Here is a 24,917-nt window from a genome sequence, read left to right as displayed (position 1 = left end):
ATGACAAAAGCAAAAATGAATAGTTACCGAAGTAAATACTCACTCGCTCGGACTCACTTGAAAGCCGCGTACGAGTACTACTCGCACGGCGTAATCAGTATCAGAAGTTGTTGCTCTGCAACGCATTAATCCGCGCTTGCCAAGCATCGCTGAGGACTTGGACACGAGGCTCGCGAGCCTCGAGCAGGGCTGCCCGGCTCACCCGTAAAAAATTCAGATTGCCGCCTGCAAGTGCACGCTCAAACCAGATTAACGCCTCATCGATATTGCCGGACTCGGCCAACACCGAGGCATGGCTGAACTGGCCACGAAAATCACCGCCAAGGGCTGAGCGCTCGTACCAAAAACACGCCGCAGGCTTATCGCCCGGGCAATGCACGCCCGCTTCGAGGTAACGCCCCACCAGGTTCATCGACTTGGCATGGCCCGCCTGCGCCGCCACCCAGTACAACTTGAACGCCGCGTCCTGGTCTTGTGCCACACCGCGACCAGTGGCCAGCAGATTGGCGTAATTGTAGAGCGCCCAATCCAGCCCGCCCTCTGCTGCCTGCCGATACTCCAGGCTCGCCAGAGTGCAGTCCACCGGCCCGCCCCAGCCATGCTCCCAGCAGCGGCCGAGCATGTTGCGGGCCATCAAGTGCCCACCATTGGCCGCAATCTGAAACCAGCGTTTGGCCAGTACGGGATCACGTGCAATACCCTGGCCGTCGAGCAGAATTTGCCCGAGCAAGGCCTGGCCATCGACGATGCCTTGCTTGGCCGCCAGTAAAATGGCCTGGGCCGCTTTCGCCGGGTTCTCAACCAGCATGGCGCTCAGTTGGTCGCCATCCAGAACTTCTTCGCGGCGCAATTGAAAGCTCATGGCTACACCTCAGCCCAGCGACGCAATAGATTGTGATACGTGCCGGTGAGCTGGATCAGCGATGGATGATCGGGTACATCGCGGGTCAGTTGCTGAATCGCGCCATCCATCTCAAACAGCAAGGTGCGCTGGCTATCTTCGCGCACCAGGCTTTGGGTCCAGAAAAACGATGCGAAGCGTGCCCCACGGGTGACGGCATTAACCTTGTGCAAACTGGTGCCGGGGTACAGCACCATATCGCCAGCAGGCAACTTGACCTGCTGCACACCGTAGGTGTCCTGAATCACCAGCTCGCCGCCGTCATAGTCCTCGGGATCGCTGAAAAACAGGGTTGCCGAAAGATCGGTACGTACCCGTTCGGGGCTGCCTTTGGGTTGGCGCACGGCGTTATCAATATGAAAGTCGAAACTGCCGCCACCGGTGTAGCAGTTCACCAACGGCGGGAACACTTTGTGCGGTAACGCTGCTGACATGAACTGCGGGTTTTTCCACAGCCTGTCGATCATCGCTACGCCAATTTCCTTGGCTAACGGGTGGTCTTCGGGCAATTGCAGATTGTGCTTGGCCTTGGCCGATTGAAAACCTGCGGTGATCTTGCCGTCAGCCCACTCTGTCTGCTCCAGCGCCTCACGAATACGCTGCACCTCATCACGGGAAAACAAGCCGGGGATATGCAGCAACATGACGCCATACCTGATAGCAAAGGGATGGCAATGGTATTGATTCTTATTGAATGTGTAAAACCCTGTTAAGGGTCCATAGACGAACGAGTGTGAAAAAACCGTAAAGGGAATTTGTAAAGATTGTAAATTTAGCGCAAATAGTAATATCTCTCAATTGATAGCTAGAATTGTTTGCACTATATTTCGCGGCTCAAATTCTGGGGGAAGGGATCTTAAAATGTCGCGCCAACAATTAAAAATACCCGTCAGCTCACCGCGTTTGCTGGCTTCAGCCATCGGTGTCGCTATCACCGCGACGTCTGCAGCCCATATGGCTCAGGCTGCTGAAAGCACTGACAGCAAGGTACAGGGCAACAGTATTTCCCTTGGCGCGACCACTGTTACCGGTGAGGCTCAAGATCAAAAGTCGTATCAGGTCGAGAAAGCCAGCTCCCAGAAGTACACCGCACCTCTGGTCGACACCCCGCGCTCCGTCACCGTGATCCCTCAGCAGGTGCTGCAAGACACCGCAGCCACCTCGTTACAAGACGCATTGCGCACTGTTCCGGGTATCACCTTCGGCGCAGGCGAAGGCGGTAACCCACAGGGCGACCGTCCGTTTATTCGTGGTTTTGACGCTCAGGCCGATATGTACCTGGACGGCGTGCGTGACGCTGGCGGCCAGACCCGTGAAATTTTTGACATCGAGTCGATCGAAGTCAGCAAAGGCCCGAACTCCTCCTTTGGTGGTCGTGGCTCGGCAGGCGGCAGCCTGAACATGGTGAGCAAGGCCCCTAAGCTGGGTGACTTCACCAACGGTGGTTTCACCTACGGCTCCGACCAGACCCGTCGCTACACCGTGGATGTAAACCGTCAGTTCCTGGACACCGCTGCGTTCCGCCTGAACCTGATGAGCCACGAGCAGAATGTCTCGGGCCGTGATGCGGTCAACTACGACCGCTGGGGCGTTGCGCCATCGCTGACCTTCGGCCTGGGCACTGAAAACCGCCTGAACGTCAGCTACTACCACCTGGAAAGCAACGATCTGCCGGACTCGGGCATTCCGTATGGCTACAGCAACAGCTCAAAAACAGCTGTTCATGGTCACGACAAGCCAACCGATGGCGGTGACAGCAGCAACTTTTACGGTTTGAAAGACCGTGACTTCCGCAAAACCCGCGTCGACATCAGCACCATCTCGTTCGAGCATGACTTCAGCGACGCGATGACCCTGAAGAACACTTTCCGTCACGGCAACACCGGCCAGGACTACATCCTGACCCAGCCAGACGATAGCCAGCACAACGTTAACCAGTACGGCACCGTGTGGCGTCGAGCCAACACCCGTGTTTCGACTACCGAAACCACCACCAACCAGACCGATCTGTTTGGTAACTTCCAGGTCATGGGCTTCAAGAACACCTATTCCACAGGTGTCGAGTTCACCCGTGAAGAAACCCGGGCCAGCGGCTATACCGTCTCCCCGAACAGCAACCCTAACTGCACACCGGACAAAGTCGGCAACAGCGGTGGCCAGTGCACCTCGCTGTCCAACCCTAATCCGAATGACGTTTGGACCGGTACTGAAGCGCGCAACTACTACGGCACCAACACCGTTGGCGTGACCAAGGCGGCTTACGTGTTCGACACGATCGAACTTGATCCAAAATGGCTGTTGAACGCCGGTCTGCGTTATGACGCGTTCAGCACCACAGCCAACACCAACGCTGCAACCGGCCGCACCAAAGCCTCCAACGACAGCAACTTCTTCAACTGGCAGACCGGTCTGGTCTGGAAGCCGCTGGATAACGGTAGCGTTTACGTTTCCTACGCGACATCAGCTTCCCCACCAGGTGGCATTGTGGGTGAAGGCGCTGAAGGCAACGGTCTGATTGCCCAGGGCAGCAACATTACCAGCGACCTGAAGCCGGAAGAAACCGTTAACTACGAGCTGGGCACCAAGTGGGATGTGTTCCACGATCGCCTGTCGCTGACGGCTGCGATATTCCGTACCGAGAAGAAAAACACCCGCGTCCTGACTGACTCGTTCACCTACCAAAACGCCGGTGAGTCCCGCGTTGACGGTCTGGAATTGTCGGCCAGCGGCAAGATCACCGAAAAATGGCAAGTGTTTGCAGGCTACAGCTACCTGAAGAGCGAGCTGGTTGATCCAGGCCAAAAAGGCAACCGTAACGGCAGTATCAATACCACTGCCGTGTCGGACAAAGGCAACGAAATGCCAAACACCCCGAAAAACAGCTTCAGCCTGTGGACAACTTATGAAGTGATGCCAAAGCTGACCATCGGCGGCGGTGCGTTCTATGTTGACGAAGTGTACGGCGACACCGCCAACACCGTTTACGTCCCGGCCTATACCCGCTACGACGCAATGGCCAGCTACAAGCTGACCAAAAACATCGATCTACAACTGAACGTACAGAACCTGACCGACAAGACCTACTACGACAAAGCCTATGCTGCGCACTTCGCCAGCCAGGCAGCAGGCCGTACAGCCTTGTTGACCACCAGCTTCCACTTCTAATTCGAAGTTGAGCTGAACAGAGCCCCGTCCATTCAATGGCCGGGGCTTTTGTGTGTAGCCGCTGACGAGGTACGAGGCTGCGATGCGGGCCGCAGGACCGCCGACGGGGGCCGCTGCGCAGCCCATCGCAGCCTCGTACCTCGTCAGCGGCTACATGTTCCGGGCGCTACACAAATGTATAAATGACGTACACGGCAAACTGCGCCGTGAAGCATTCAATTGAGCAAGCAAGGCGGTCGTTGTGTTTAAGAAAACACTTTTTCAGCTGCACTGGTTTTTCGGGATTACCGCAGGGCTGGTTCTGGCCCTGATGGGGATAACCGGTGCCACGGTGTCGTTTCAGGACGAGTTGCTGAACTTGCTCAACCCTTCGGTGCTCAAGGTCGAGAAACTCGACAGCGGCGTGCTGCCTCCCGCCGAACTGGTGCGCAGGGTCGAAGCCACCGAGGGCAAACAGGTTTCCATGCTGTGGGTGGGTGTGGACAGCGGCACTGCCGCGCGCATCTTCTTCACCCCACCACCGGGTGAGCGCCGTGGCCAACTGCGTTATGTCGACCCGTATACCGGCGCCTACCAAGGCGATGCCAGCGGCCAGGGCTTCTTCGACCTGATGCTGCAACTGCACCGCTTTCTGGCCATGGGCCAAACCGGTCGCCAGATCACTGGCGCCTGTACCTTGATGCTGATTTTCTTCTGCCTCTCGGGCCTGTACTTGCGCTGGCCGCGCAAAGCGTTGAACTGGCGCACCTGGCTGACCCTGGACTGGGCGAAAAAAGGCCGCAGCTTCAATTGGGACCTGCACGCCGTAGCCGGAACCTGGTGCATGATCTTTTACCTGCTGGCTGCCCTGACCGGTCTATCGTGGTCCTACGAGTGGTACAACAAGGGCCTGCAAAAGCTGTTTTCGGACACCCCCAACAGCGAGCAACGCAAAGGTGGCCGCGGCCAGCCAGGGCCTGCAGGGCCAGCTCCGGTTGCTGACTATGACGCGATCTGGGCCAGTATCCAGAAAGCTGCCGGGCCAGAGCTGAGTCTGTACAACGTACGTATGCCGCCTGTGGCCGGGCAACCGGCCACGGTGTTTTACCTGCTCAACAGTTCACCCCACGAACGTGCGTTCAACATGATCAGCCTTGACCCGGCCACAGGTCGGGTGAAAAAACATGATCGCTACGAAGACAAAAGTTACAAGGCGCAACTACTCGGTAGCATTTACGCGCTCCACGTGGGCAGCTATTGGGGGCTGACCGGTCGCATTCTGGTGACCATCGCCAGCCTGACCATGCCGTTGTTCTTTATTACCGGCTGGTTACTGTACCTGGACCGGCGCCGTAAAAAGCGTCAGATCAAACAGGCACGCCAGGGTTTTGCCGCCGCAAGCAACGATGCGCCGTCATGGCTGATCGGCTTTGCCAGCCAGAGCGGGTTTGCCGAACAACTGGCCTGGCAGACTGCCGGGCAATTGCAGGCAGCCGGGTTGCCGGTGCGGGTTCAGCCTTTGGCCACACTCAGTGAAGACGACTTGCAACAGGCCAGTAACGCACTGTTTGTGGTCAGCACTTTTGGCGATGGCGAAGCACCCGACAGCGCACGCGGCTTTGAACGCAAAGTCCTCGGCCAGCCCTTGGCGTTGAACGCACTCAACTATTCGGTGCTGGCACTGGGCGATCGCCAATACCCGAACTTTTGTGGTTTTGCGACACGGGTTCAGCAATGGCTGAGCGAACGCGGTGCGCAGTCATTGTTTAGCCCGGTGCAAGTGGACAGTGGCGATCCTCAGGCGCTGCATCACTGGCAGCAACAGCTCAGCCAACTCACTGGCGCAGCGCCACCAGCCAACTGGCAGGCGCCGAGCTACAACAACTGGCCCCTTGCTCAGCGCCTCCTGCTCAACCCCGACAGCTGCGGCTCGGGGGTTTACCTGCTGGGGCTCAGCGCGCCCGACGCAAGCTACTCGTGGCAGCCGGGTGATCTAGTGGAAGTCATGCCCCGGCACTCGAGCTGGGCGGTTGAGCATTTCCTTGAAGGCCTGGGCCTATCGGCTGACACCCAAGTGCAACTCGATGGCCTGCAGGAAACCCTGGCCCAGGCGCTGGCAGGCCGCCAACTGCCGGAAAATCGCGGCCATCTGGTGGGCATGCACGCCCAGGCCCTGGTAGATGCGCTTATCCCGCTGAACATGCGCGAATATTCGATTGCCTCGATCCCGCAAGATGGCTTGCTGCAATTGATCGTGCGGCAGGAACGCCATGATGATGGCAGTCTGGGGATCGGTTCGGGCTGGCTCACTGAACATGCTGCCGTCGGTTCGGCTATCAGCCTGCGCGTGCGGCGCAATAGCGGCTTCCATCTACCGGCCGAACCCTGCCCACTGATTCTGCTGGGTAATGGCACAGGGCTGGCGGGGCTGCGCAGCTTGCTCAAGGGCCGAATTGCTCAGGGTCAGCAGCGCAACTGGTTGTTCTTTGGCGAGCGTAACGCCGAGCACGACTTCTATTGCCGCGATGAGTTGCAAGGCTGGTTGGCCAGTGGTGATCTGGCACGGCTGGATCTGGCATTTTCGCGGGACCAGGCGCAGAAGATTTATGTACAGGATCGCTTGCTGGAAGCCGCTGATGAAGTGCGCCAGTGGCTGGCTGATGGCGCCGCTATCTATATTTGCGGCAGTTTGCAGGGGATGGCGGCGGGCGTGGATCAGGCGCTGATCGATATGCTGGGGGCTGAAGCGGTGGAGTTACTGATCGAGCAAGGGCGCTATCGGCGGGATGTGTATTAACGATACCGATCCATTGTGGGACAACACTGCGGTGTATGTGTTACATCGCAGTGATGCCATCCCGAGCAAGCCCGACTCCCACAAGTTTGCGTCGATATAAAACTAATGAGGGAGCGGGCTTGCCCGCGAAGCAGACGGCGCGGTCTTAAGCCTTCACCGCCTCCAGCGCCATCTCAACCGGCTCTGGCCGTTTGATCACCGCATAGACCACTGCCGTCAACAAACTACCCGCCACAATTGCCAGCAAGTACAGCAGCGCATGGTTGATCGCATTCGGGATCAGCAATACAAACAAACCACCGTGCGGGGCCATCAGTTTGCAGCCGAAGTACATCGACAGTGCGCCCGTCAACGCACCGCCCAAAATACTCGCTGGGATCACCCGCAGCGGGTCTTTTGCGGCAAACGGGATCGCACCTTCAGAGATAAAGCACAGCCCCAGCACCAACGCCGCTTTACCGGCCTCGCGTTCGGTCTGAGCAAATTTGCGCCGGGCCAGGAAGGTCGCAATACCCAAGCCGATCGGCGGCACCATGCCCGCAGCCATCGTAGCGGCCATCGGTGCATAACTTTGCGATGCCAGCAGCCCAACCGAGAACGCATAAGCGGCTTTGTTGATCGGCCCGCCAAGGTCGACACACATCATGCCGCCCAGCAACACACCCAGCAGGATGGCGTTGGTGGTGCCCATACTGTCGAGGAAATGAGTCAGGCCTTCAAGCATCCCGGCGACCGGCTTGCCCACCACGTAAATCATCACCAGACCGGTAAACAGGCTGGCAAACAAAGGGATGATCAAAATCGGTTTCAACGCTTCCAGGCTTTGCGGCAGACGCGCATAGCGATTGATCGCCTTGGCGCAGTAGCCCGCAAGAAACCCGGCAATGATCCCGCCGATAAACCCGGCCCCCAAAGTACTCGCCAACAGACCACCGATCATCCCTGGCGCCAGGCCCGGACGGTCGGCAATCGAGTAGGCGATGTAACCCGCAAGCAACGGCACCATCAGCTTGAACGCCGCATCACCACCGATCTGCATCAGGGCTGCTGCCAACGTACCGGGCTCTTTATATGCAGAGATGCCAAACACGAAGGACAACGCGATCAGCAGGCCGCCCGCCACCACCATCGGCAACATGAACGACACACCGGTCAGCAAATGTTTGTAGACCCCGGTCTTTTCCTGCTTGGCGGGTGCCCCGCCGGCCGACGCAGCAGTTTCCTGCCGCCCTTCGCTCAGCGCCTTGTTCAGTGTGGCTTCGGCTTGCTTGAGGGCGATGCCGGTACCGCAGCGGTAAATTTTCTTGCCGGCAAAGCGCTCGGTGGGCACTTCAATATCCGCTGCCAGCAGCACCACATCGGCGTCGCTGATGGCCTGGGCACTCAACGGGTTGCGTGCACCGACCGAACCCTGGGTTTCGACTTGCAGCTCGTAGCCCAAACGCTTGGCCGCTTGTTGCAAGGCTTCGGCCGCCATAAAGGTGTGCGCCACGCCGGTCGGGCAGGCAGTCACGGCAACGATTTTAGGCGCCTGCTTTATGCTCTCGACCTGAGCCGAAGGTGCAGGGGCAACATAGACTTCAGCTTCTTTGACCCCACGCTGCAATACCGCTTCTACATCTTGCAGGGCTTGGGCCGGGGTGCTCTGAAACACCCGCTTGCCAATAAAACGCTGCATATCCAGCGGCGTGCTGCTGACCAGCAGCACCCACTCGGCTTCGTCGATGATGGCCGCCGACAACTGGCGCTCCGGGTGCTTGGGGTCGTACACCTCAACGCTGGTGCTCCAGCCCTGACGCTGCGCAGCAGCATCGAGCAAACGGGCGCACAGCACGCTGGTTACCATGCCGTTGGGGCAGCCCGTCACAATGGCTAATTTCATGTGTATCCCTCTTATTCTTCTGTCAGGGGGCGAACGCTAACGCCGCTTTCGAGCGTCGCCAGGTGCGCCGCATCGCTGATACCAAAACCGATTTGAGTGACCGCCATGGCCGCAATGGCGGTGGCGGTGCGCAAGGTCTGTTCGGGGCTGTGGCCACTGAGCAAGCCGTGAACCATCCCCGCCAGCAGCGAGTCACCGGCACCCACGGTACTGGCGACGCTGACCCTGGGCGGCAACGCCTGCAAGGCCGGTGCGCGGCTGAACCAGTTCACGCCATCGGCCCCATGGGAAATCACCACATGCTCAACGCCTTGCGCCTGCAGGCGGCCAGCCGCGGCGATCTGGGCTTCCAGGCTGCTGATATCGCAACCCAAAGCATCGCTGAGTTCTTCGGCATTGGGTTTGATCAACCACGGGCCGGCCGCCAGACCGTGTTTCAAGGCCTGGCCACTGGTGTCCAGAATCACTTTTAAACCGAGCGCCTTCAAACGTAGCAGCAGGTCGTGCAGCCACTCTGGGCTGACCCCTTGCGGCAAGCTGCCAGCCACGATCACCGCGTCATGGCCGGGGGCAATTCGCTCAAGGGTCTCGAGTAATTCTTGTTGTGCCTGCGGGCTGACCAGCGGCCCAAGCCCGTTAAGGTCGGTGACGCGGCCATCGTCTTCGGCGACTTTTATATTGCTGCGGGTTTCACCGGGCACGCGGATAAATGCATCGACAAAGCCACGGCGCTTGAACAATGCGTCAAATGCATGCTGATTGTCTTCGCCCAGAAAACCGCTCACGGTCAGCGTGTGGCCCAGGTCAGCCAGCACTTGCGCGACATTCAGCCCCTTGCCTGCGGCATGGGTCAGCATCATCGGGCTGCGATTGACTTCGCCCGGCTGCAGGTGCCCAAGGCGCACAGTCAAATCCAGTGCAGGGTTGAGGGTGATGGTCAGAACGCGGGCCATTAGAGCGCCTCCACCAATGCACGGACTTCATCCGGGCTGCCAACACTCAAGGCTTGCGCGGCCAGGGTTTTGAGGCGATCCATATTCAACTCGCGAACCCGCGCCTTGACTTCAGGAATGCTGCGCGCCGACACGCTCAGCTCATCCACACCCAAGCCGACCAGTATTGGCACTGCCAGTGGGTCGGCCGCCAATTCGCCGCACACGCCAACCCATTTGCCATGGGCATGCGCCGCGCGCACGGTGATGTCGATCAGTTGCAGCACCGCCGGGTGCAAACCGTCGGCCTGGGCCGACAAGGTCGGGTGACCACGGTCGATGGCCAGAGTGTATTGAGTCAGGTCGTTGGTGCCGACGCTGAAAAAGTCCACTTCTTTGGCCAGAACCGGCGCCAGCAAAGCGGCGGACGGAACTTCGATCATGATCCCCAGTTGCAAATCGGCCACCGGGATTTCCAGGCGCAGACGCTCGGTCATGTCACGCGCGGCACGCCATTCGGCCACGCTGCCGACCATCGGGAACATGATGCGCAGCGGGCGGTTGTCTGCCGAGCGCAACAAAGCGCGCAATTGGCTTTCCATGATTTGCGGACGTTGCAACGTAAGACGGATGCCACGAACGCCCAGAAACGGGTTTTCTTCTTTCTCGATTGGCCAGTACGGCAGCGGCTTGTCGCCGCCCACGTCCAGGGTGCGAACCACCAGAGGCCGCCCGTCCAAACCGTCGAGTACGCGACGGTATTCGGCTTCCTGCGTGGCTTCGTCCGGGACCTGGGAGTGGGCCATGAAAATCAGCTCGGTGCGCAGCAGACCAATGCCTTCGGCGCCCTGCTCGACTGCACTGGCGACGCCTTTGCTTTCGCCGATATTGGCGAAGACTTCAACCGCGTGGCCATCCTGGGTCACCGCCAGTTCATGACGCTGAGCGGACGCGGCCAGCAAACGCTGTTCGCGGCTGTCGCGCTCCTGCGTGGCGCGCTGTAGCGCTTCGGCATCCGGTGAAACGTGCAAACGGCCGCGCTGGCCATCAATCAAAAGTTCAGTGCCCGGCGCCAGCAGCAGCACCGCTTCGCCCGCACCAACCAAGGCCGGAATACCCAGCGCACGAGCAACGATGGCACTGTGGGCGGTAGCACCGCCACGGGCGGTCAAGATCCCCGCAACCCGAGCCGGGTCGAGGCGCGCCACGTCCGACGGGCCGACTTCATCCATCACCAGCACATAAGGCTGGTCAGGTTCGGCTGGGGTTTCAACGCCACACAGTTGGGCCAATACACGGCGACCAATATCACGCAGATCGGCTGCACGCTCGGCCAGCAGCGCATCCTGCAAGGACTCTTGCTGGCGTGCGGCGGCTTCGATTACCGACATCCAGGCAGCTTCGGCGCTTTCGCCCTGCTTGAGACGCGACTCGACTTCATCGGTCAGTTCCGGGTCGTCGAGCATTTCCTGGTGAGTGATAAAAATTTCGCGAATGGCCTTGGACTGGCTGCGCGAAATCAGGCCTTCGATGTCCTGACGCACTTCGCCCAAGGCTTTTTGCAGACGCTCGCGCTCAACCAGGGACGACTCGCCACGCAGGGGGTAATCGAAGGTTTGCAGCACTTGAATATGGGCCGGACCAATCGCAATACCGGGCGAGGCGGCAATGGCCTGAACCACGCTCCCGGCAGCCGGGGCGGTGATCAGCGTGGCAATTTCGGCCACGCACGGCGCCGCTTCGACCAGGGTCGGCAGCGGCTCGACTTCTTCCCCCAAACCCGCCTCAACCGCAGCCAGCAACGCGGGCAATGCATCGTTGGCGATACTCGGTTCAGCAACAAACTCCAGCACCTGACCACGACGGGCACCAAGGCTCAGCAACTTGCTCAGGCTCTTGGCCGAGACGGCCGAGTCCTGGCCATCGACGATTCTGACGCGGATATCACCCTCAAAACTCTTCGCCAGTTGCGCGAGGACTTTTGCCGGGCGCGCATGCAAACCGTGGGCGTTGGCCAGGGTAATGCGCGCACTCGGCCAGTCAGCCGGCAACTCACCGCCCAGCACTTCGAGCACCGCGCGGCGGCTGGTGGCCCGGCCCAATTCATGACCGCGACCGGCAATCAGCAGCGCACACAAGCGCTCAAGCAAGGCCTGATGCGCTTCGCCCAGGCTGGCCAGGCAGAACAGGCCGCTCAGCGGCTGTCCCAGGTAGCGCATCGGTTTGTCCGGGGTTACAAACGCCAGCCCCGGACGCTTGACCGTTTGTTCGCTGTGCAGCCACCACAGGCCATCGCCCAGCGGCAGCGCATCAACTTGTTGCAGCACGGCGGCAAAGCCATTGCTCACGCAATCAGCCTGGCGCAATAGACGAGCGCCACGCCATACCAGCTCTTCGAAATCATCGGCGGACACGCCCAGGCCAATCATCTGCGCATCCAGCGCCAGCTCTTGCGGTGCGCCCTGGAGCAATGTGAGCAAGGCTTCGGCAGAACTGGCACGGCGCAGAGCTTCGCCCAGATCGGTTTCGCCCAAGGCACGGGTCAGCAGTTGCAGCAAACGCAGGTGCTCGTCGGACTTGGCCGCAATGCCAATCGCCAGATACACCATCTGGCCATCACCCCAATCCACACCCTCAGGGAACTGCAGCAGACGCACGCCCGTGGTGAATACCAGCTCGCGGGTTTCAGGTGTGCCATGGGGGATGGCGATACCCTGGCCCAAAAAGGTCGACCCCTGAGCCTCACGCGCTTGCAAGCCACTCAGATAACCTTCGGCCACCAAGCCATCGGCAACCAGTTTATCGGCCAGCAATTGCAGCGCCGCAGACTTGTCCACAGCCGTTTGGCCCATGGAAATCTGCTCTATGGTGAGCTCGAGCATGCGTTCTCCTTTTCCGGTACTCAATGGCACTCGGTATTGTTTTGAATTAAGTCAGCTTGGGTCGCTCATTCCGGGCAGCGTCTGCGGATGTGTGGCAAGTACATCACTACCGAAATAAGTGCCTTTAAATACGCCTGCTGAAACGTTTAATCAAGAATGTCCGGCACGTTACTGCATAATTGCTCGCGCTTGAAGTCCAACTTGTCGCATTGATTGGCGTCAGCCAGCGAATATTGCAAAAAAATACAGTACACCGATGGCAGACGATGGTCGGCTGCCTTTATGGGTTAGGATTGGCCAGAATGTCGACATGTACTACAAAAAATAAGGAATTATCGGCGTGAAGCTCAGTGATATCGCTCAATTGGCAGGTGTTTCCGTAACGACTGCCAGCTATGTCATCAATGGAAAAGCCGAGCAGCAGCGCATCAGCAGCAGCACGGTGGAGCGCGTGCGTGCGGTGGTCGAGGAGCACGGTTTCACCCCCAACCCGCAAGCAGCCGGGCTGCGCAGCCGGCACACGCGCACGCTGGGGTTTATCCTCCCGGACCTCGAAAACCCGAGTTATGCGCGCCTGGCCAAGCAACTCGAACAAGGCGCTCGCGCTCGTGGCTATCAGCTACTGATCGCCAGCTCCGACGATGCGCCGGACAGTGAGCGCCAGTTGCTCAAGTTGTTTCGTGCCCGTCGTTGCGATGCCCTGTTCGTCGCCAGTTGCCTGCCCGATGACGATGACAGCTACCGCCAGTTGCAGGATCTGGGCATGCCGATCATTGCCATTGACCGGACCATGGAGCCAGAACGCTTTTGCTCGGTGATCAGCGATGACTGCGAAGCCAGCCTGCAGTTGACCCGCAGCCTGTTGCATCCTTTGCCACGCCAAATTGTATTGATCGGCGCGCGCCCTGAGCTGAGCGTCAGCCAGGCCCGTGAGGCAGGCTTCAGGCAAGCCGTGGAAGGATTCAAGGGTGAAGTCCTGATCGAGCACGGCACGGCGTTCAGCCGCGAATGCGGGCGCCGGATCATCGATGATCTGCTGGCACGCCAAGGGCACTTTCCCGAAGCGCTGATCACGACTTCATACGTGCTTTTGCAAGGTATGTTCGACGCACTGCTGGAGCACCCAAGCCAACGTCCGCCCTTGCGTCTGGCCACTTTTGGCGACACCCAACTGCTGGACTTCCTGCCGCTGCCGGTCAATGCCATGGGCCAGCAACATAAGCTGATTGCCGAAAAAGCCCTGAACCTGGCACTTGCAGCCATTGAAGAGCAAAGCTACGTGCCTGGTATCCATGCGATTGCCCGAACCTTCAAACAACGGATTCATCAGGCCTGAGCATGGGACTGATCGACAGCCATACCCACCTCGACTTCCCGGACTTTGACGCTGACCGCACGCAGTTACTGGCGCGCAGTCGGGCGTCGGGGGTTGAGCAGATGGTGGTGTTGGGGGTCTATCAGCACAATTGGCAGCGTTTGTGGGATTTGGTGCAAACCGACAGTCAGCTATATGCCGCCTTTGGCTTGCACCCGGTGTACCTCAACGAACATCGCCCTGAGCATGTACTTGAACTGGGGCAGTGGCTGAGCCGCCTGGCGGGGCACCCGCAGCTATGTGCCGTGGGCGAAATCGGCCTCGACTACTTCCTGCCCGAACTCGACCGCGAGGGTCAGCAACAGCTGTTCGAAGCCCAATTGCAGCTGGCCGCCGACTTTCAGCTGCCCGCCCTACTCCACGTCCGACGTAGCCATGCGCAAGTGATTGCAACGTTAAAACGCTTCAGGCTACAGCGCGGCGGGATTATTCATGCATTTGCAGGAAGCCGCGAAGAAGCCCGCGAATACCTGAAGCTGGGATTCAAGCTGGGTCTGGGTGGCGCGGCTACCTGGCCGCAAGCCTTGCGCCTGCGTAAAGTGATCGTCGATTTGCCGCTGGACGCCATCGTGCTGGAAACCGACTCGCCCGACATGGCCCCTGCCATGTACCCCAACCAGCGCAATAGCCCGGAGCACCTGCCCGATATCTGCCAGGCGCTGGCCGAAGTGATGGGCATCAGCCCCGAGCGTTTGGCCGAAACCAGTACGGCCAATGCGCGGGAGTTGTTTGGCTGGTAACCGGCCCTGCTTTTGTAGCCGCTGAGGAGCGTAGCGAGGCTGCGTTGGTGTGGTACGGCACTCCGGTGAGAACGCGTTATCTGAATTTACGATCGCTTCGCAATCGAACGCAGCCTCGTTCCTTCGGCAGCGGCTACGAGGATTTGCGCACACCAACGCTCACACAGGCGTTACAACAACAACGCCCACACCGCAAAGCACGCATACCACAGCACTGCCGCGCGCAGCAGCAAAGCCCACAGGGTGTCGAGGCTGCTGATACCTTCAGGGCCAGCTTGCGGTGCCGGGATTTCAGCGGCTGCACAACCGGCTTTGTTAATCAGTTGCGCAGCACTGATGTCCCAGCTCAGCAACTCATGCAGCATCACCCGGCTGACCGCCGCGAAGTTGCCCACCAGCGCAAAACTCGCCGCCAACAACCGCACCGGCAACCAGTCAAAAGCATGGCGCACTTGCTCGGCACGCTCTACCAGCGCCGGGTTCTGGCTGTGCTCTGCTGCCAGGGCCAGCAATCGGTAGCTCAAGACCACCACCGGGCCCAGCAGGAAATACCAGAAAATCACTGCAAAAAAACTCTGGTAGGCCTGCCACAACAGATGCCCTTGCACCTTTTCCAGCAACTGCTCACCGCTGTCCGCACTGACGCGAAGGTCACGCTCGGCAACATGGGCCGCCGCCTGTAAATCACCGCGCCGCCAGGCATCGCGAAAGGGCCCAAGTCCCCCCAACAAATCGCCGCGACCCAGGCTGTAAATCACCACCAGCAGGTGTATCGGCAGCGCCAGCAGGCCATAAGCCACCGGTTGCAGCACCACTAACAGCAAGCCCAATACCAATGCGGGCAACACAATCAGAATGAACAGCACCCACCACGGTTGCTTGCCAAACCTGGGGCTGGCTTCAAGCTTGTGCAGTTCGCGCAGCCAGCCACCATCACACTGCAGACGCTGTCGCAAAGCCGAGAACTTCTCGACCAGAATCGCCAGCAGTAACACCACAAAACTCATTGTTTCTCTCCTGTGTGCTGCAACGCGCCGCGAAAGCGCATCCAGTCAAAAGCCGGCCCGGGGTCTGTCTTGCGCCCCGGTGCCACGTCGCTATGACCACATATCCTGTTCGATGTGATGGCGGGGTAAGCCACCTGCAGTTGCCGGGTCAACGCTGTCAGCGCCTGATACTGCGCGTCCGTGAACGGCTGTTCATCGGTGCCCTCAAGCTCAATACCCAGCGAAAAGTCATTACAGGTCTCACGCCCCTCGAAGCTCGAAATGCCCGCATGCCATGCACGATCGAGACATGAGACAAACTGGGTAACCCTACCGTCACGCTCTATCAGAAAATGTGCACTTACCCTGAGGTCGATGATGCCTTCAAAGTAAGGATGCTCTGTGACGTCCAGTTGGTTTTGGAAGAACTCCTGAACCTTGCCGGTGCCAAATTGCCCCGGCGGCAAGCTGATGTTGTGGATAACCAGCAGGGAAATTTCGTCGCTCGGGCGCGTATTGAAGTTGGGTGACGGGCAATGGCACACGCCTTGGCACCAGCCACTTGCGGGGTCCAGCTGCATACAGGCTCCTTCAACAGGCAAAACCAAAGGCCCAGTATGCCGCGATGAGCACGCCGATGGGGAGCAATCTGTGTTGTCTGCGATTAGTCCGCGCCAGACTGCCGCAAACTGTCTATCACCGACTCCAGGGCCCTATCGAACAACAACCGGTCGTCGAGCAGCAGAATAGCCCCGCTACGCAGCTGGACGATTAAATCAGTGCGGTTTTTTTCCAGCACCTTGGCCCCCATGCGATTGACAAAAACATGAATGCCGCCCGGTTCCAGAATCGTGATCAGTTTGCAACGCAGCCGCGTAGTTTCATCGGCCTGCAGTTCGATCCACGTTCCGATGCGCAATTGGCTGACCAGCAGCAAGCCCAGATGGCCCTGCTCATCGAGAGCAGGTAAAGGCCATGACTGCACCGGGCTGGCCTGGAACGGAGGTCGACGACGCGCATGTTCGGCGTCACGGGTGCGTTGCTCCAGCAGCTCAATGCGCCCACGCTCGCCGCGGGTAAACATCGAAAAATCATGCAGCATGGACTCAAGCAGCGCCGGGTTATTACCTGCATATCGGGCCAATTGCAGCACCACGTGCTCAACCTTGCGATACAGCATGTCGCTGCAGTCCTCAGCGTTGGCGCCCCACCCAATGGCCGCGCTGGCAATCACATTGAGTAATCGGCGAGCCGGGTGGCTGTCGCAGCTGAAAAAATTCTGATCGCGCCGCGCAATCTGGAGCATCGGTTCGCGTAACAACGCCAGCAGCTTTTTCAGCGGTTGCGAGAGATTGCGGTCATCACTGATGTAGTCGAACAACAACCCGACCAATTTGCCTGCATCCTCGCCGGTATTGGTTGATTGCTGTTCAAGGGCGCTGACTTTGGTGGCGCAGCACGTTGCTTCCTCGGCAAGGTCAGGCAGCACCCCCGTGGCAATCAAAAGTTGGTTAGCGTCGGCATACAGCTGTCCGGTCTGGCTGAGCAGGTACTTCTCGAACAGTCGGAGCATGATCAGCTTGACCTTCAAGTCCATACCCTGATCACGTTCCGATTGCAGAAAGTACTCGCACAGCATCGCGGGCCCCAACGGGTTGTTTTGGTCATCGAGCGGCTCGCAGCTCAGGGTATTGAGGCGAGCACTCAACTGGCACAACGCCAATTGGTTGCGGGCCAAAACCCGCGCCACCATCGCATTCGTCACCTGAGCCCGTTCAAGATCATTGGCCATCAGTGAGAACGCGCTCTGTGCCGGAGCTACAGCCTGCAAGGCAGGCTCTGCGACTTCAGGCTGGGCCAGTCGGATAAACGCTTCAAACAGCCGCTCAAGAAAACCGCGCTCAATGTTTTTACGTTTGAGCCTGACATCGCGCATGGCTTCAAAAAACAGGCTCTGCTCAGTGTCGTTTTGAGCCTTGTCAGCCATTTCAAACAGGGTTTCATCGGCATTTTCGAACAGCACTTGCAGCTCGTTCCTGAGCTGCTGTGCAGCCTTGTCATGCACCTGCAACAGGATCACAGGCAGGCGGGCAAGCGGCGAGTGCATCGCCCGCTCCGTAGTGGTCCTGTGCGCAGGTGCCACTTTCCCGTCATTTTGCATCCTGTCCTCCCTGAGTGGTTTATTCGCTTGCAGGTGAGCGTGCGTGGCCAGAGCCATTTTTGACGCACACAAGCAGAACCGGCGGATGCCTTGCGCACTCGTCGGCGTATCGAAATTAAGGGCAACAGCTACACGTCAAAGCTATGGCGCCAATCGCAAGGCGGATTATCTTGTAAAAGACGACGCTTGTGCCAGCACACTCTTCACTTCATTGAGCGAGGGTGCCAAATAGTTCTCAAAGTGCCGCACCAGCCTGTTGCAGGCATTTGCCCACGGCGCGGTGGCACACCTTGGGTTCAACCGTGGCATGGCCCTATAATCGGCGCACTTTGTTTGTGGAGCTCGTTATGCCGAATTTACGCCTGGCCGACCTCACTGCCGAAATCGAAGCCAACGTGCGCCGCGCGTTAGCTGAAGACATTGGCAGCGGCGATATCACTGCACGGCTGATCCCGGCCGAACGTCTGGCCAAAGCCACGATTATTACCCGTGAAGCAGCTGTCATCAGCGGTACAGCGTGGGTCGACACTGTGTTTCGCCAGCTTGATCCACGAGTGGCCGTACACTGGCAGGTCGCCGATGGCGAGCGCGTGAGCCCCAACCAAGTGTTGTTTCACCTTGAAGGTCCGGCTCGCTCTCTGCTCAGCGGCGAACGTAGCGCGCTGAACTTTCTGCAGCTGTTGTCAGGCGTTGCCACACACGCCCAGTACCTGGCCGATCAAGTGGCCGATACCCAGGTCAAGTTGCTGGATACCCGCAAAACCTTGCCGGGCCTGCGTCTGGCACAGAAATACGCCGTGACCTGCGGCGGTTGCCACAATCACCGGATCGGTCTGTACGACGCATTTTTGATCAAGGAAAACCACATCGCAGCGTGTGGCGGTATTGCCGAGGCCATCAGCGCCGCACACAAGATTGCTCCGGGCAAGCCGGTAGAAATCGAAGTCGAAAGCCTGGCTGAACTCAAGCAAGCACTGGACGCAGGCGCCGACATCATCATGCTCGACGAACTGAGCATGGATGACATGCGCGAAGCGGTGCGCCTGAACGCGGGTAAAGCCAAGCTGGAGGCTAGCGGCGGCATCAACGAGACCACCTTGCGCCCGATCGCCGAAACCGGCGTGGACTACATCTCGATTGGGGCCATGACCAAAGATGTCAAAGCAGTGGACTTGTCGATGCGCTTGAGCATCTAAACAGCCCTACTCCTTGTGCAGCGGGCTTGCTCGCGACGGTATCGATGCGGTTTGACAGTTACACCGCAGCAATCCAATCGCGAGCAAGCCCGCTCCCACAGGTTTAGTGCAACGTGCTCAAGACAGCGTAAAGCCTTGGCACTTCATTTCATGCTCAAGCAACCATTGCTTGGCCGCCAGGCCGCCGCCGAAACCGGTCAGCGTACCGTTGCTGCCAATCACCCGATGGCACGGGATGATGATCGGGATCGGGTTACGCCCATTCGCCGCCCCCACCGCCCGCGATGCCTTGGGCCGCAGAATTTGCTGTGAAATCTGCCCGTAGCTGGTGGTCACCGCGTAGGGGATGGTTGTCAGCGCTTGCCATACCGACTGCTGAAACTCTGTGCCCAGTGGCTTGAGCGGCAAGTCGAAGGTCAGACGCTTACCGGCAAAGTACTCCTCCAGTTGACGACGCACTTCTGCGAGTTTTTGCGCCGAATGCACCCAGCCGTCCAGCGGCGTATGCGGCCTACGATCCAACTCGAATCGCACTTCGCGTAGCCCTTCATCATCGGCGACCAAAAACAGCGGCCCAATCGGCGATGGCATTTGTTCGTAATAAATCTGCGTCATGTTCATACCTTACGCGCAGCCGCCGCATCGGTGGCTGCACGCCATAAATACATCACTGAATAGGCCCGCCATGGGCGCCAGCTTTCGGCCAGTGCTTGCAGCGCTTTGGTGCTGAGCGGTGCACCGTGGGGGTTGGCTTCGCGGCGCAGGATCAAGTCAGCTGCGGGGAATGCATCGGGGTGCTTGAGTACGCGCATGGCAATGTAATGCGCGGTCCATTCGCCAATGCCGGGCAGCTGCACCCAACGGCTGATAAAGCGCTCTAAAGGTTGTTCAACAGCGAAATCTACGCGACCTTCAATAAGTGCGCGGGCAATCCCCTGGATCGTATTGATCCGTGCCTGGGTAATGCCCATTTGCCCAAGATCGGCCTCTGCCAGTTGCTCGGGGCCTGGGAACAAGCGATCCAGCGCCGAACCTGCACCCGCTTCAATGGCAATCCCATAGCGCTGCACAATACGACTGGCCAAGGTGCGTGCCGCAGCCACGCTGACTTGCTGCCCCAACACAGCTCGTACCGCCACCTCAAACCCGTCCCAACCACCGGGCAAGCGCAGGCCCGGATAGCGTTCGATGGCCGGTGCCAGCAACGGGCTGGCACTTAAGGTGTGGGCAATTGCGAGCGGGTCGGCATCAAGGTCAAACATCCGCCGAATCCGCGTGACCACGCCCAACATCTGGCTGGGTGGTACGTTCAACAGTTCCAGCTGCAACGCATGCTGCCCGCCCGGCCAGGCACTCACCCGCAGCCAGCAGGGCGCATCACGATGTCCGAAAACCCGCTGATAACTGCCTGCGTCGACCTGTTCGATACCGGGCAATGCCCGGGTCTGTAAAAAACCCAGCAAGGCATTGAAATCAAATGGCGGGCGATAGCCCAGGCGCAACACCAATGCTTTATTCACACGCGCCTTTGAGCTGCGTCTGAATGCCCGAGGCTCGGCATGATTGGCTTCGGAAAATGCCGCATTGAACCGGCGCAAACTGCCAAAGCCAGACGCCATGGCCACTTCGGTGATCGACAGGTCGGTTTCGGTCAGCAGTTGCTTGGCAAACAGCAGGCGCTGAGTGGCGTGCACCGCCATCGGCGGCGCCCCCAGATGCTGAACGAACAAGCGCCGCAATTGCCGGGTACCGATATTCATGCGCTCGGCCAGCCCTTCCAGCGAGTGATCCGCCAAATAGCCTTCATTAATAAGTTTCAGCGCCCGCGATACCAGATGTTCGCCCTGCAACCAGAGTTGATTGCCCGGCGCCAGCTCCGGGCGGCAGCGCAAACACGGGCGAAAGCCTTGAGCCTGAGCTGCCGCCGCACTGGGGTAATACACCACGTTTTCGGCTTTGGGCGCTCGCGCCGGGCACACGGGCCGGCAGTAAATGCGAGTACTGAGCACAGCGGTAAAAAACACCCCGTCAAAACGCGCATCGCGGCTCAGACGAGCGATTTCGCAGGCGGCGGTACTGGGCGTGGTGAGGCTGTTATCTGTACTCATGGGCCGCAGAATAGCACCGCGCTTTTACCGATTCTCGCCATTTTCGGACGTCAATGTGCCTGCTTTCGCGTCAATACAAAAAAGCCACCCGAGCTATACCGGATGGCTTTTACAGTGGTGCCGGAGACAGGAATCGAACCTGCGACCTTCGCGTTACGAGTGCGCTGCTCTACCGACTGAGCTACACCGGCGGTGCCGATAAAACTAGCACCGCTGGAAAAGCCCGACAATCGATGGCTATTTACAGGCACCACTGGCCAGACATGTACCGTTTTGAGTCCAGTTCAGTGTGCTGCCTGAACTACTCAACGTCGGCACCAGCACACTGACCCAACCGCCTGCAGCCTGGGTACCGGCCATGGTAATCACGCCATCTATCACGGTCATGCCTGCTGCCAGATTGTCAGTGGCTTCAGCCGGGGCCGGGATACCGTGGGTGCCTGCATCGCAGACCATCAAGTCATTAGTCTCGCTGAAGCACAGGGCAACGGCCGTCTTGTAGGTGTTGCTGATTGAGTTCACCTCGGCAAAACGGGTCTTCATGACGTGGTCGTTGTAAGCCGGAAATGCGAACGAAGCGATCAGGCCGATGATCGCCACCACAATCATCAGTTCGATCAGGGTGAAGCCTTTTTGTTGTTTCACATGGAGTCTCCGAATAGGGGGCACGTCGAGGTGCCCGAGCAGTGCTGTGCAGCCAAAAAAGTGCGCACAGGCTATCAAGGTTAGTGGGCCGATGCTCCACAACTGCATCACTGACACCTTTGGACACTCACGAGCGGGCGGGTCAGGGCTGGGAACCTCTAGTCTTTAAGACTTGAAGCACAGCCGGGCGCGCAGCGTTCCAGGGATCGAAGCATGGCAACACAGGCCGTTAAAACCAGGCTTTATCGATGGCAGGGCACTGATCTCAAGGGGGCTCGAATTAGTGGTCAAATCACCGCAGACAGTCACGTAATGATCCGGGTCCAACTGCGCCGCCAAGGTATTACCGTTAGTAAAATCCGCTGCCATGCAAACCATCAGTGTCCAGGCGCGAAATCCATCAGTGCTGTGGATATCACCCTGTTCACCCGTCAGTTGGCCACCCTGATCAACGCCGGTATCCCGCTACTGCAAGCCCTGGAGGTTATCGCCAACGGTTTCGAGCAGCGCGCAATGCGCCAACTGGTGACCGAACTCAAACAGGACATCGGTGCAGGCACCAGCCTGGCGGCTGCGCTGCGCAAAAAACCGGCACATTTTGACCTGCTGTTTTGCAGTCTCGTTGAAGCAGGGGAGCTGGCTGGGGCTCTGGATGTGTTGCTGCTGCGGGTGGCCACCTACAAGGAAAAAACCGAAGCCCTGAAAAAGAAAATCAGAAAGGCCATGACCTACCCCATCGCCGTATTGCTGGTGGCATTAGCGGTGAGCAGCATTCTGTTGATCGAAGTGGTGCCGCAATTTCAGGGCATGTTTTCCTCATTCGACGCACAACTCCCCGTGTTCACGTTGTGGGTAATCGGCCTGTCAGAGGTACTGCAAACACACGGCCTGTGGCTGCTGGGATTTTTTTGCGTCACGCTTGCCTGCCTGCGCCATCGCTATAAACACTCCGTCCTTCTGCGCCAGCGCGCTGATCGATGGCTTCTGAGGTTGCCCGTCATCGGCAACCTGTTGCACTTGTCTGCAATAGCCCGCTTCGCCCGCACGCTGTCGACCACCATTGCGGCTGGAGTGCCGCTGCTTGAGGCGTTGAACTCTGTGGCCAGTGCTACTGGCAATAGCCTGTACAAAGAAGCGGTGCTACGGCTCAAACAGCAGGTGGCGACGGGCAGCCAGATCCATGTGGCCATGGGTGCTACCGGGGTGTTCCCTGGCATGGCGATTCAAATGACAGCAATTGGCGAAGAATCCGGCACACTGGACGATATGCTTGACCACGTAGCCACCTATTATGAAAGCGAGGTCGACACTCTGGTGGATAGCCTCACAACCTTGATGGAGCCGGCAATCATGGTGGTACTTGGGATCATGGTGGGCGGACTGGTAATCGCCATGTATTTACCGATTTTCAAACTGGGCCAAGTGATCTGAGCATGATTGATTTCTTCAATTTTCATCCTGATGCATTCATTGCCTGTGCCCTGCTATTGGGCTTGTTGGCGGGCAGCTTTATCAATGTCCTGGCGTGGCGTTTGCCGAAAATGCTCGAACAGGACTGGCAGTCCCAGGCCCGCGAGTTGCTGGACCTACCCGAGCCCGCCAAGCGCCCTGTGTATAACTTGAGACACCCTCGCTCCCACTGCCCCGCGTGCACGCATCCATTGCGCCTGCGGGACAACATTCCAGTGCTGAGCTATCTGTTTTTACGGGGCAAGTGCGCGCACTGCCAAACCGCTATCAGCCTGCGCTACCCCTTCACCGAACTGGCCTGCGCCGTATTGTCGGCCGTTGTAGCCTGGCATTTCGGCTTTGGTGCGCAAGCGGGCTGGATGCTCCTGCTGACCTGGGGGCTTCTGGCCATTTGCCTGATTGATGCCAAACATCAAATCGTGCCCGACATGCTGGTGTTTCCCCTGCTCTGGCTGGGGTTGTTGCTCAACAGTTTCGATCTTTTCACCAGCCTGCCCCAAGCCGTATGGGGCGCGGCATTAGGCTATGCAAGCCTGTGGTCGGTGTTCTGGCTATTCAAACTGATCACCGGCAAGGAAGGCATGGGCTATGGCGACTTCAAGTTACTGGCCATGCTCGGAGCTTGGGGCGGGGTTGCAGTTCTGCCATTGACCATCCTGTTTTCTTCGCTGCTGGGTGCGCTGGTGGGGTTGGGCCTTTTGGCTTTGCGCCGCGCCAAAACGTCCACCGCCATTCCCTTTGCGCCGTATCTGGCAATTGCCGGCTGGATTGCATTGCTCTGGGGTGGTCAAATAACCGGCTTCTATTGGCCGATTTCGGTTTGACATGATGACTCCACCTTCAAAACCCTGGATTCTCGGGCTGACCGGCGGTATCGGCAGTGGCAAAAGTGCCGCAGCCGAGCACTTTGCCGCGCTGGGCGTACACGTGGTGGACGCCGATCATGCTGCACGCTGGGTCGTCGAACCTGGACGCCCGGCGCTGGCCACAATTGCCGAGCACTTTGGCGATGAGGTACTGCAAGCCGACGGGCAGCTCAATCGCGGCGTATTGCGTAACCTGATCTTTGCCGATCCCGAGCAACGCCGATGGCTCGAAGCGCTGCTGCACCCACTGATTCGTGAAGAAATTGCGAACAACCTGGCGCAGGCACAATCGCCTTACGCCATTTTGGTCTCGCCGCTGTTGATCGAATCTGGCCAATACACGACAACCCAGCGTGTATTGGTGATCGATGCCCCGCAAGCCCTGCAAATTCAACGCACGTTGCTGCGCGACAACACCAGCGAGCAGCAGGTACAGGCCATTCTCAAGGCACAGGCCAGCCGCGAAGATCGCCTTCGCCACGCTGACGATGTGCTGGTCAATGACAACGATCTAAAGGCGCTGCAGACTGAAGTCGAGCGCTTGCATCACTTTTATTTAACTTTGTGTGGAGGCCGACCATGACCAAACCGATGACCGTAGACTGCCCGACTTGTGGCACCGCCGTGCAATGGGATACCACCAACGCTTTCCGGCCGTTTTGCTCGGACCGCTGCAAGCTGATTGACCTGGGTGCCTGGGCATCCGAAGAGCACAAGATTCCGGTAAGCCCTGATGCTGAAGATGATTTGTTTTCCGAGGATTTGACCGAGCGCTTCCATTAACAACCAAATCCTGTAGCCGCTGCCGCAGGCTGCGACAAGGCCCGCAGGG

20 protein-coding genes and 1 tRNA gene are annotated in these 24,917 nt (G+C 58.8%); 9 read left to right on the top strand and 12 right to left on the bottom strand.

The annotated features are described in order from the left end of the window. Positions 1-100: 100 nt before the first annotated feature. Positions 101-862, bottom strand: coding sequence for a tetratricopeptide repeat protein (locus N7D90_RS03785; protein ID WP_261740944.1), 762 nt, complete (start codon positions 860-862; stop codon positions 101-103). Positions 863-864: 2 nt separating this feature from the next. After that, entirely contained in the window at positions 865-1,545 is a 681-nt protein-coding gene (locus N7D90_RS03780) for a Fe2+-dependent dioxygenase (RefSeq protein WP_261740943.1), read from the bottom strand. A 217-nt stretch (positions 1,546-1,762) separates the two neighbouring features. Between N7D90_RS03780 and N7D90_RS03775 the strand changes: the two genes are divergently transcribed. Beyond that, positions 1,763-4,066: a TonB-dependent receptor gene (locus N7D90_RS03775; protein ID WP_261740942.1), complete on the top strand. Its 2,304-nt coding sequence runs from the start codon at positions 1,763-1,765 to the stop codon at positions 4,064-4,066. 241 nt (positions 4,067-4,307) lie between these two features. Next, the gene (locus tag N7D90_RS03770; RefSeq protein WP_261740941.1) at positions 4,308-6,842 is read left to right on the top strand and encodes a PepSY domain-containing protein; all 2,535 of its coding nucleotides are present in this window, start codon (positions 4,308-4,310) and stop codon (positions 6,840-6,842) included. Between the two features lie 145 nt (positions 6,843-6,987). On the opposite strand, the gene N7D90_RS03765 is transcribed toward N7D90_RS03770, so the two are convergent. From N7D90_RS03765 to ptsP, 3 genes are read right to left on the bottom strand one after another with little or no spacing between them, the layout of a single operon-like run. Next, positions 6,988-8,724, bottom strand: a complete 1,737-nt coding sequence (locus N7D90_RS03765) for a PTS fructose-like transporter subunit IIB (RefSeq protein WP_261740940.1) — start codon at positions 8,722-8,724, stop codon at positions 6,988-6,990. Between the two features lie 11 nt (positions 8,725-8,735). After that, positions 8,736-9,677 carry a 1-phosphofructokinase gene (gene pfkB, locus N7D90_RS03760; RefSeq protein ID WP_261740939.1) on the bottom strand — a complete coding sequence of 314 codons (942 nt, stop codon included), beginning with the start codon at positions 9,675-9,677 and terminating at the stop codon, positions 8,736-8,738. Further along, positions 9,677-12,538 (bottom strand): phosphoenolpyruvate--protein phosphotransferase, encoded by a 2,862-nt coding sequence (ptsP, locus tag N7D90_RS03755; protein WP_261740938.1) that lies wholly within the window; start codon positions 12,536-12,538, stop codon positions 9,677-9,679. Before ptsP ends, pfkB begins: the two co-directional genes overlap by 1 nt. 340 nt (positions 12,539-12,878) lie before the next feature. Here ptsP and cra point away from each other — a divergent pair, with 340 nt between their 5' ends. Next, entirely contained in the window at positions 12,879-13,874 is a 996-nt protein-coding gene (gene cra / locus N7D90_RS03750) for a catabolite repressor/activator (protein WP_261740937.1), read from the top strand. A 2-nt stretch (positions 13,875-13,876) separates the two neighbouring features. Continuing rightward, entirely contained in the window at positions 13,877-14,653 is a 777-nt protein-coding gene (locus N7D90_RS03745; protein ID WP_261740936.1) for a TatD family hydrolase, read from the top strand. 170 nt (positions 14,654-14,823) lie between these two features. Here N7D90_RS03745 and ampE read toward each other — a convergent pair whose 3' ends face one another. The 3 genes from ampE to N7D90_RS03730 all read right to left on the bottom strand — a co-directional run bounded on the left by ampE (position 14,824) and on the right by N7D90_RS03730 (position 17,746). Beyond that, entirely contained in the window at positions 14,824-15,660 is an 837-nt protein-coding gene (gene ampE, locus N7D90_RS03740; RefSeq protein ID WP_261740935.1) for a regulatory signaling modulator protein AmpE, read from the bottom strand. After that, a complete protein-coding gene (gene ampD, locus N7D90_RS03735; protein ID WP_261740934.1) occupies positions 15,657-16,220 on the bottom strand; it encodes a 1,6-anhydro-N-acetylmuramyl-L-alanine amidase AmpD in 564 nt (187 codons plus the stop codon). The genes ampE and ampD overlap by 4 nt, the downstream gene beginning before the upstream one ends. Before the next feature lie 83 nt (positions 16,221-16,303). Then, entirely contained in the window at positions 16,304-17,746 is a 1,443-nt protein-coding gene (locus N7D90_RS03730) for a DUF1631 family protein (RefSeq protein WP_405046612.1), read from the bottom strand. Positions 17,747-18,147: 401 nt separating this feature from the next. Between N7D90_RS03730 and nadC the strand changes: the two genes are divergently transcribed. Then, positions 18,148-18,996 carry a carboxylating nicotinate-nucleotide diphosphorylase gene (gene nadC, locus N7D90_RS03725; RefSeq protein ID WP_261740932.1) on the top strand — a complete coding sequence of 283 codons (849 nt, stop codon included), beginning with the start codon at positions 18,148-18,150 and terminating at the stop codon, positions 18,994-18,996. Between the two features lie 117 nt (positions 18,997-19,113). Here nadC and N7D90_RS03720 read toward each other — a convergent pair whose 3' ends face one another. The 4 genes from N7D90_RS03720 to N7D90_RS03705 all read right to left on the bottom strand — a co-directional run bounded on the left by N7D90_RS03720 (position 19,114) and on the right by N7D90_RS03705 (position 21,749). Continuing rightward, positions 19,114-19,611: a methylated-DNA--[protein]-cysteine S-methyltransferase gene (locus N7D90_RS03720; protein ID WP_261740931.1), complete on the bottom strand. Its 498-nt coding sequence runs from the start codon at positions 19,609-19,611 to the stop codon at positions 19,114-19,116. Positions 19,612-19,613: 2 nt separating this feature from the next. Beyond that, positions 19,614-21,104: a DNA-3-methyladenine glycosylase 2 gene (locus N7D90_RS03715; protein WP_261740930.1), complete on the bottom strand. Its 1,491-nt coding sequence runs from the start codon at positions 21,102-21,104 to the stop codon at positions 19,614-19,616. Positions 21,105-21,219: 115 nt separating this feature from the next. Next, positions 21,220-21,295, bottom strand: a tRNA-Thr gene (locus N7D90_RS03710). Positions 21,296-21,341: 46 nt separating this feature from the next. After that, positions 21,342-21,749, bottom strand: a complete 408-nt coding sequence (locus N7D90_RS03705; protein WP_261740929.1) for a prepilin-type N-terminal cleavage/methylation domain-containing protein — start codon at positions 21,747-21,749, stop codon at positions 21,342-21,344. A gap of 213 nt (positions 21,750-21,962) precedes the next feature. Here N7D90_RS03705 and N7D90_RS03700 point away from each other — a divergent pair, with 213 nt between their 5' ends. Genes N7D90_RS03700 through yacG form a run of 4 tightly spaced genes read left to right on the top strand, consistent with a single transcriptional unit; the run spans position 21,963 to position 24,868 of the window. Next, on the top strand, positions 21,963-23,180 hold the full coding sequence (locus N7D90_RS03700) for a type II secretion system F family protein (RefSeq protein ID WP_261740928.1): 1,218 nt from the start codon (positions 21,963-21,965) through the stop codon (positions 23,178-23,180). 2 nt (positions 23,181-23,182) lie between these two features. Then, a complete protein-coding gene (locus N7D90_RS03695; RefSeq protein ID WP_315968150.1) occupies positions 23,183-24,043 on the top strand; it encodes a prepilin peptidase in 861 nt (286 codons plus the stop codon). A 1-nt stretch (position 24,044) separates the two neighbouring features. Beyond that, entirely contained in the window at positions 24,045-24,668 is a 624-nt protein-coding gene (gene coaE, locus N7D90_RS03690) for a dephospho-CoA kinase (RefSeq protein ID WP_261740927.1), read from the top strand. Further along, positions 24,665-24,868, top strand: a complete 204-nt coding sequence (gene yacG, locus N7D90_RS03685) for a DNA gyrase inhibitor YacG (RefSeq protein WP_261740926.1) — start codon at positions 24,665-24,667, stop codon at positions 24,866-24,868. The genes coaE and yacG overlap by 4 nt, the downstream gene beginning before the upstream one ends. Positions 24,869-24,917 lie beyond the last annotated feature (49 nt).

Origin of the sequence: Pseudomonas fragi, from assembly GCF_025426255.1 — a bacterium.
Classification (GTDB): Bacteria; Pseudomonadota; Gammaproteobacteria; order Pseudomonadales; family Pseudomonadaceae; genus Aquipseudomonas; species Aquipseudomonas kulmbachensis.
This window is presented reverse-complemented; position numbering and strand designations above follow the sequence as displayed.

Excerpts from the sequence above, each read along its gene's own strand:
- ampD (WP_261740934.1), bottom strand. The coding sequence starts at position 16,220 with ATGCAGCTGGACCCCGCAAGTGGCTGGTGCCAAGGCGTGTGCCATTGC.
- N7D90_RS03780 (WP_261740943.1), bottom strand. The coding sequence starts at position 1,545 with ATGTTGCTGCATATCCCCGGCTTGTTTTCCCGTGATGAGGTGCAGCGT.
- N7D90_RS03785 (WP_261740944.1), bottom strand. The coding sequence starts at position 862 with ATGAGCTTTCAATTGCGCCGCGAAGAAGTTCTGGATGGCGACCAACTG.
- N7D90_RS03775 (WP_261740942.1), top strand. The coding sequence starts at position 1,763 with ATGTCGCGCCAACAATTAAAAATACCCGTCAGCTCACCGCGTTTGCTG.
- nadC (WP_261740932.1), top strand. The coding sequence starts at position 18,148 with ATGCCGAATTTACGCCTGGCCGACCTCACTGCCGAAATCGAAGCCAAC.
- N7D90_RS03730 (WP_405046612.1), bottom strand. The coding sequence starts at position 17,746 with ATGCACTCGCCGCTTGCCCGCCTGCCTGTGATCCTGTTGCAGGTGCAT.
- N7D90_RS03765 (WP_261740940.1), bottom strand. The coding sequence starts at position 8,724 with ATGAAATTAGCCATTGTGACGGGCTGCCCCAACGGCATGGTAACCAGC.
- ptsP (WP_261740938.1), bottom strand. The coding sequence starts at position 12,538 with ATGCTCGAGCTCACCATAGAGCAGATTTCCATGGGCCAAACGGCTGTG.
- N7D90_RS03715 (WP_261740930.1), bottom strand. The coding sequence starts at position 21,104 with ATGAGTACAGATAACAGCCTCACCACGCCCAGTACCGCCGCCTGCGAA.
- N7D90_RS03720 (WP_261740931.1), bottom strand. The coding sequence starts at position 19,611 with ATGACGCAGATTTATTACGAACAAATGCCATCGCCGATTGGGCCGCTG.
- N7D90_RS03695 (WP_315968150.1), top strand. The coding sequence starts at position 23,183 with ATGATTGATTTCTTCAATTTTCATCCTGATGCATTCATTGCCTGTGCC.
- coaE (WP_261740927.1), top strand. The coding sequence starts at position 24,045 with ATGATGACTCCACCTTCAAAACCCTGGATTCTCGGGCTGACCGGCGGT.
- N7D90_RS03700 (WP_261740928.1), top strand. The coding sequence starts at position 21,963 with ATGGCAACACAGGCCGTTAAAACCAGGCTTTATCGATGGCAGGGCACT.
- yacG (WP_261740926.1), top strand. The coding sequence starts at position 24,665 with ATGACCAAACCGATGACCGTAGACTGCCCGACTTGTGGCACCGCCGTG.
- N7D90_RS03745 (WP_261740936.1), top strand. The coding sequence starts at position 13,877 with ATGGGACTGATCGACAGCCATACCCACCTCGACTTCCCGGACTTTGAC.
- ampE (WP_261740935.1), bottom strand. The coding sequence starts at position 15,660 with ATGAGTTTTGTGGTGTTACTGCTGGCGATTCTGGTCGAGAAGTTCTCG.
- pfkB (WP_261740939.1), bottom strand. The coding sequence starts at position 9,677 with ATGGCCCGCGTTCTGACCATCACCCTCAACCCTGCACTGGATTTGACT.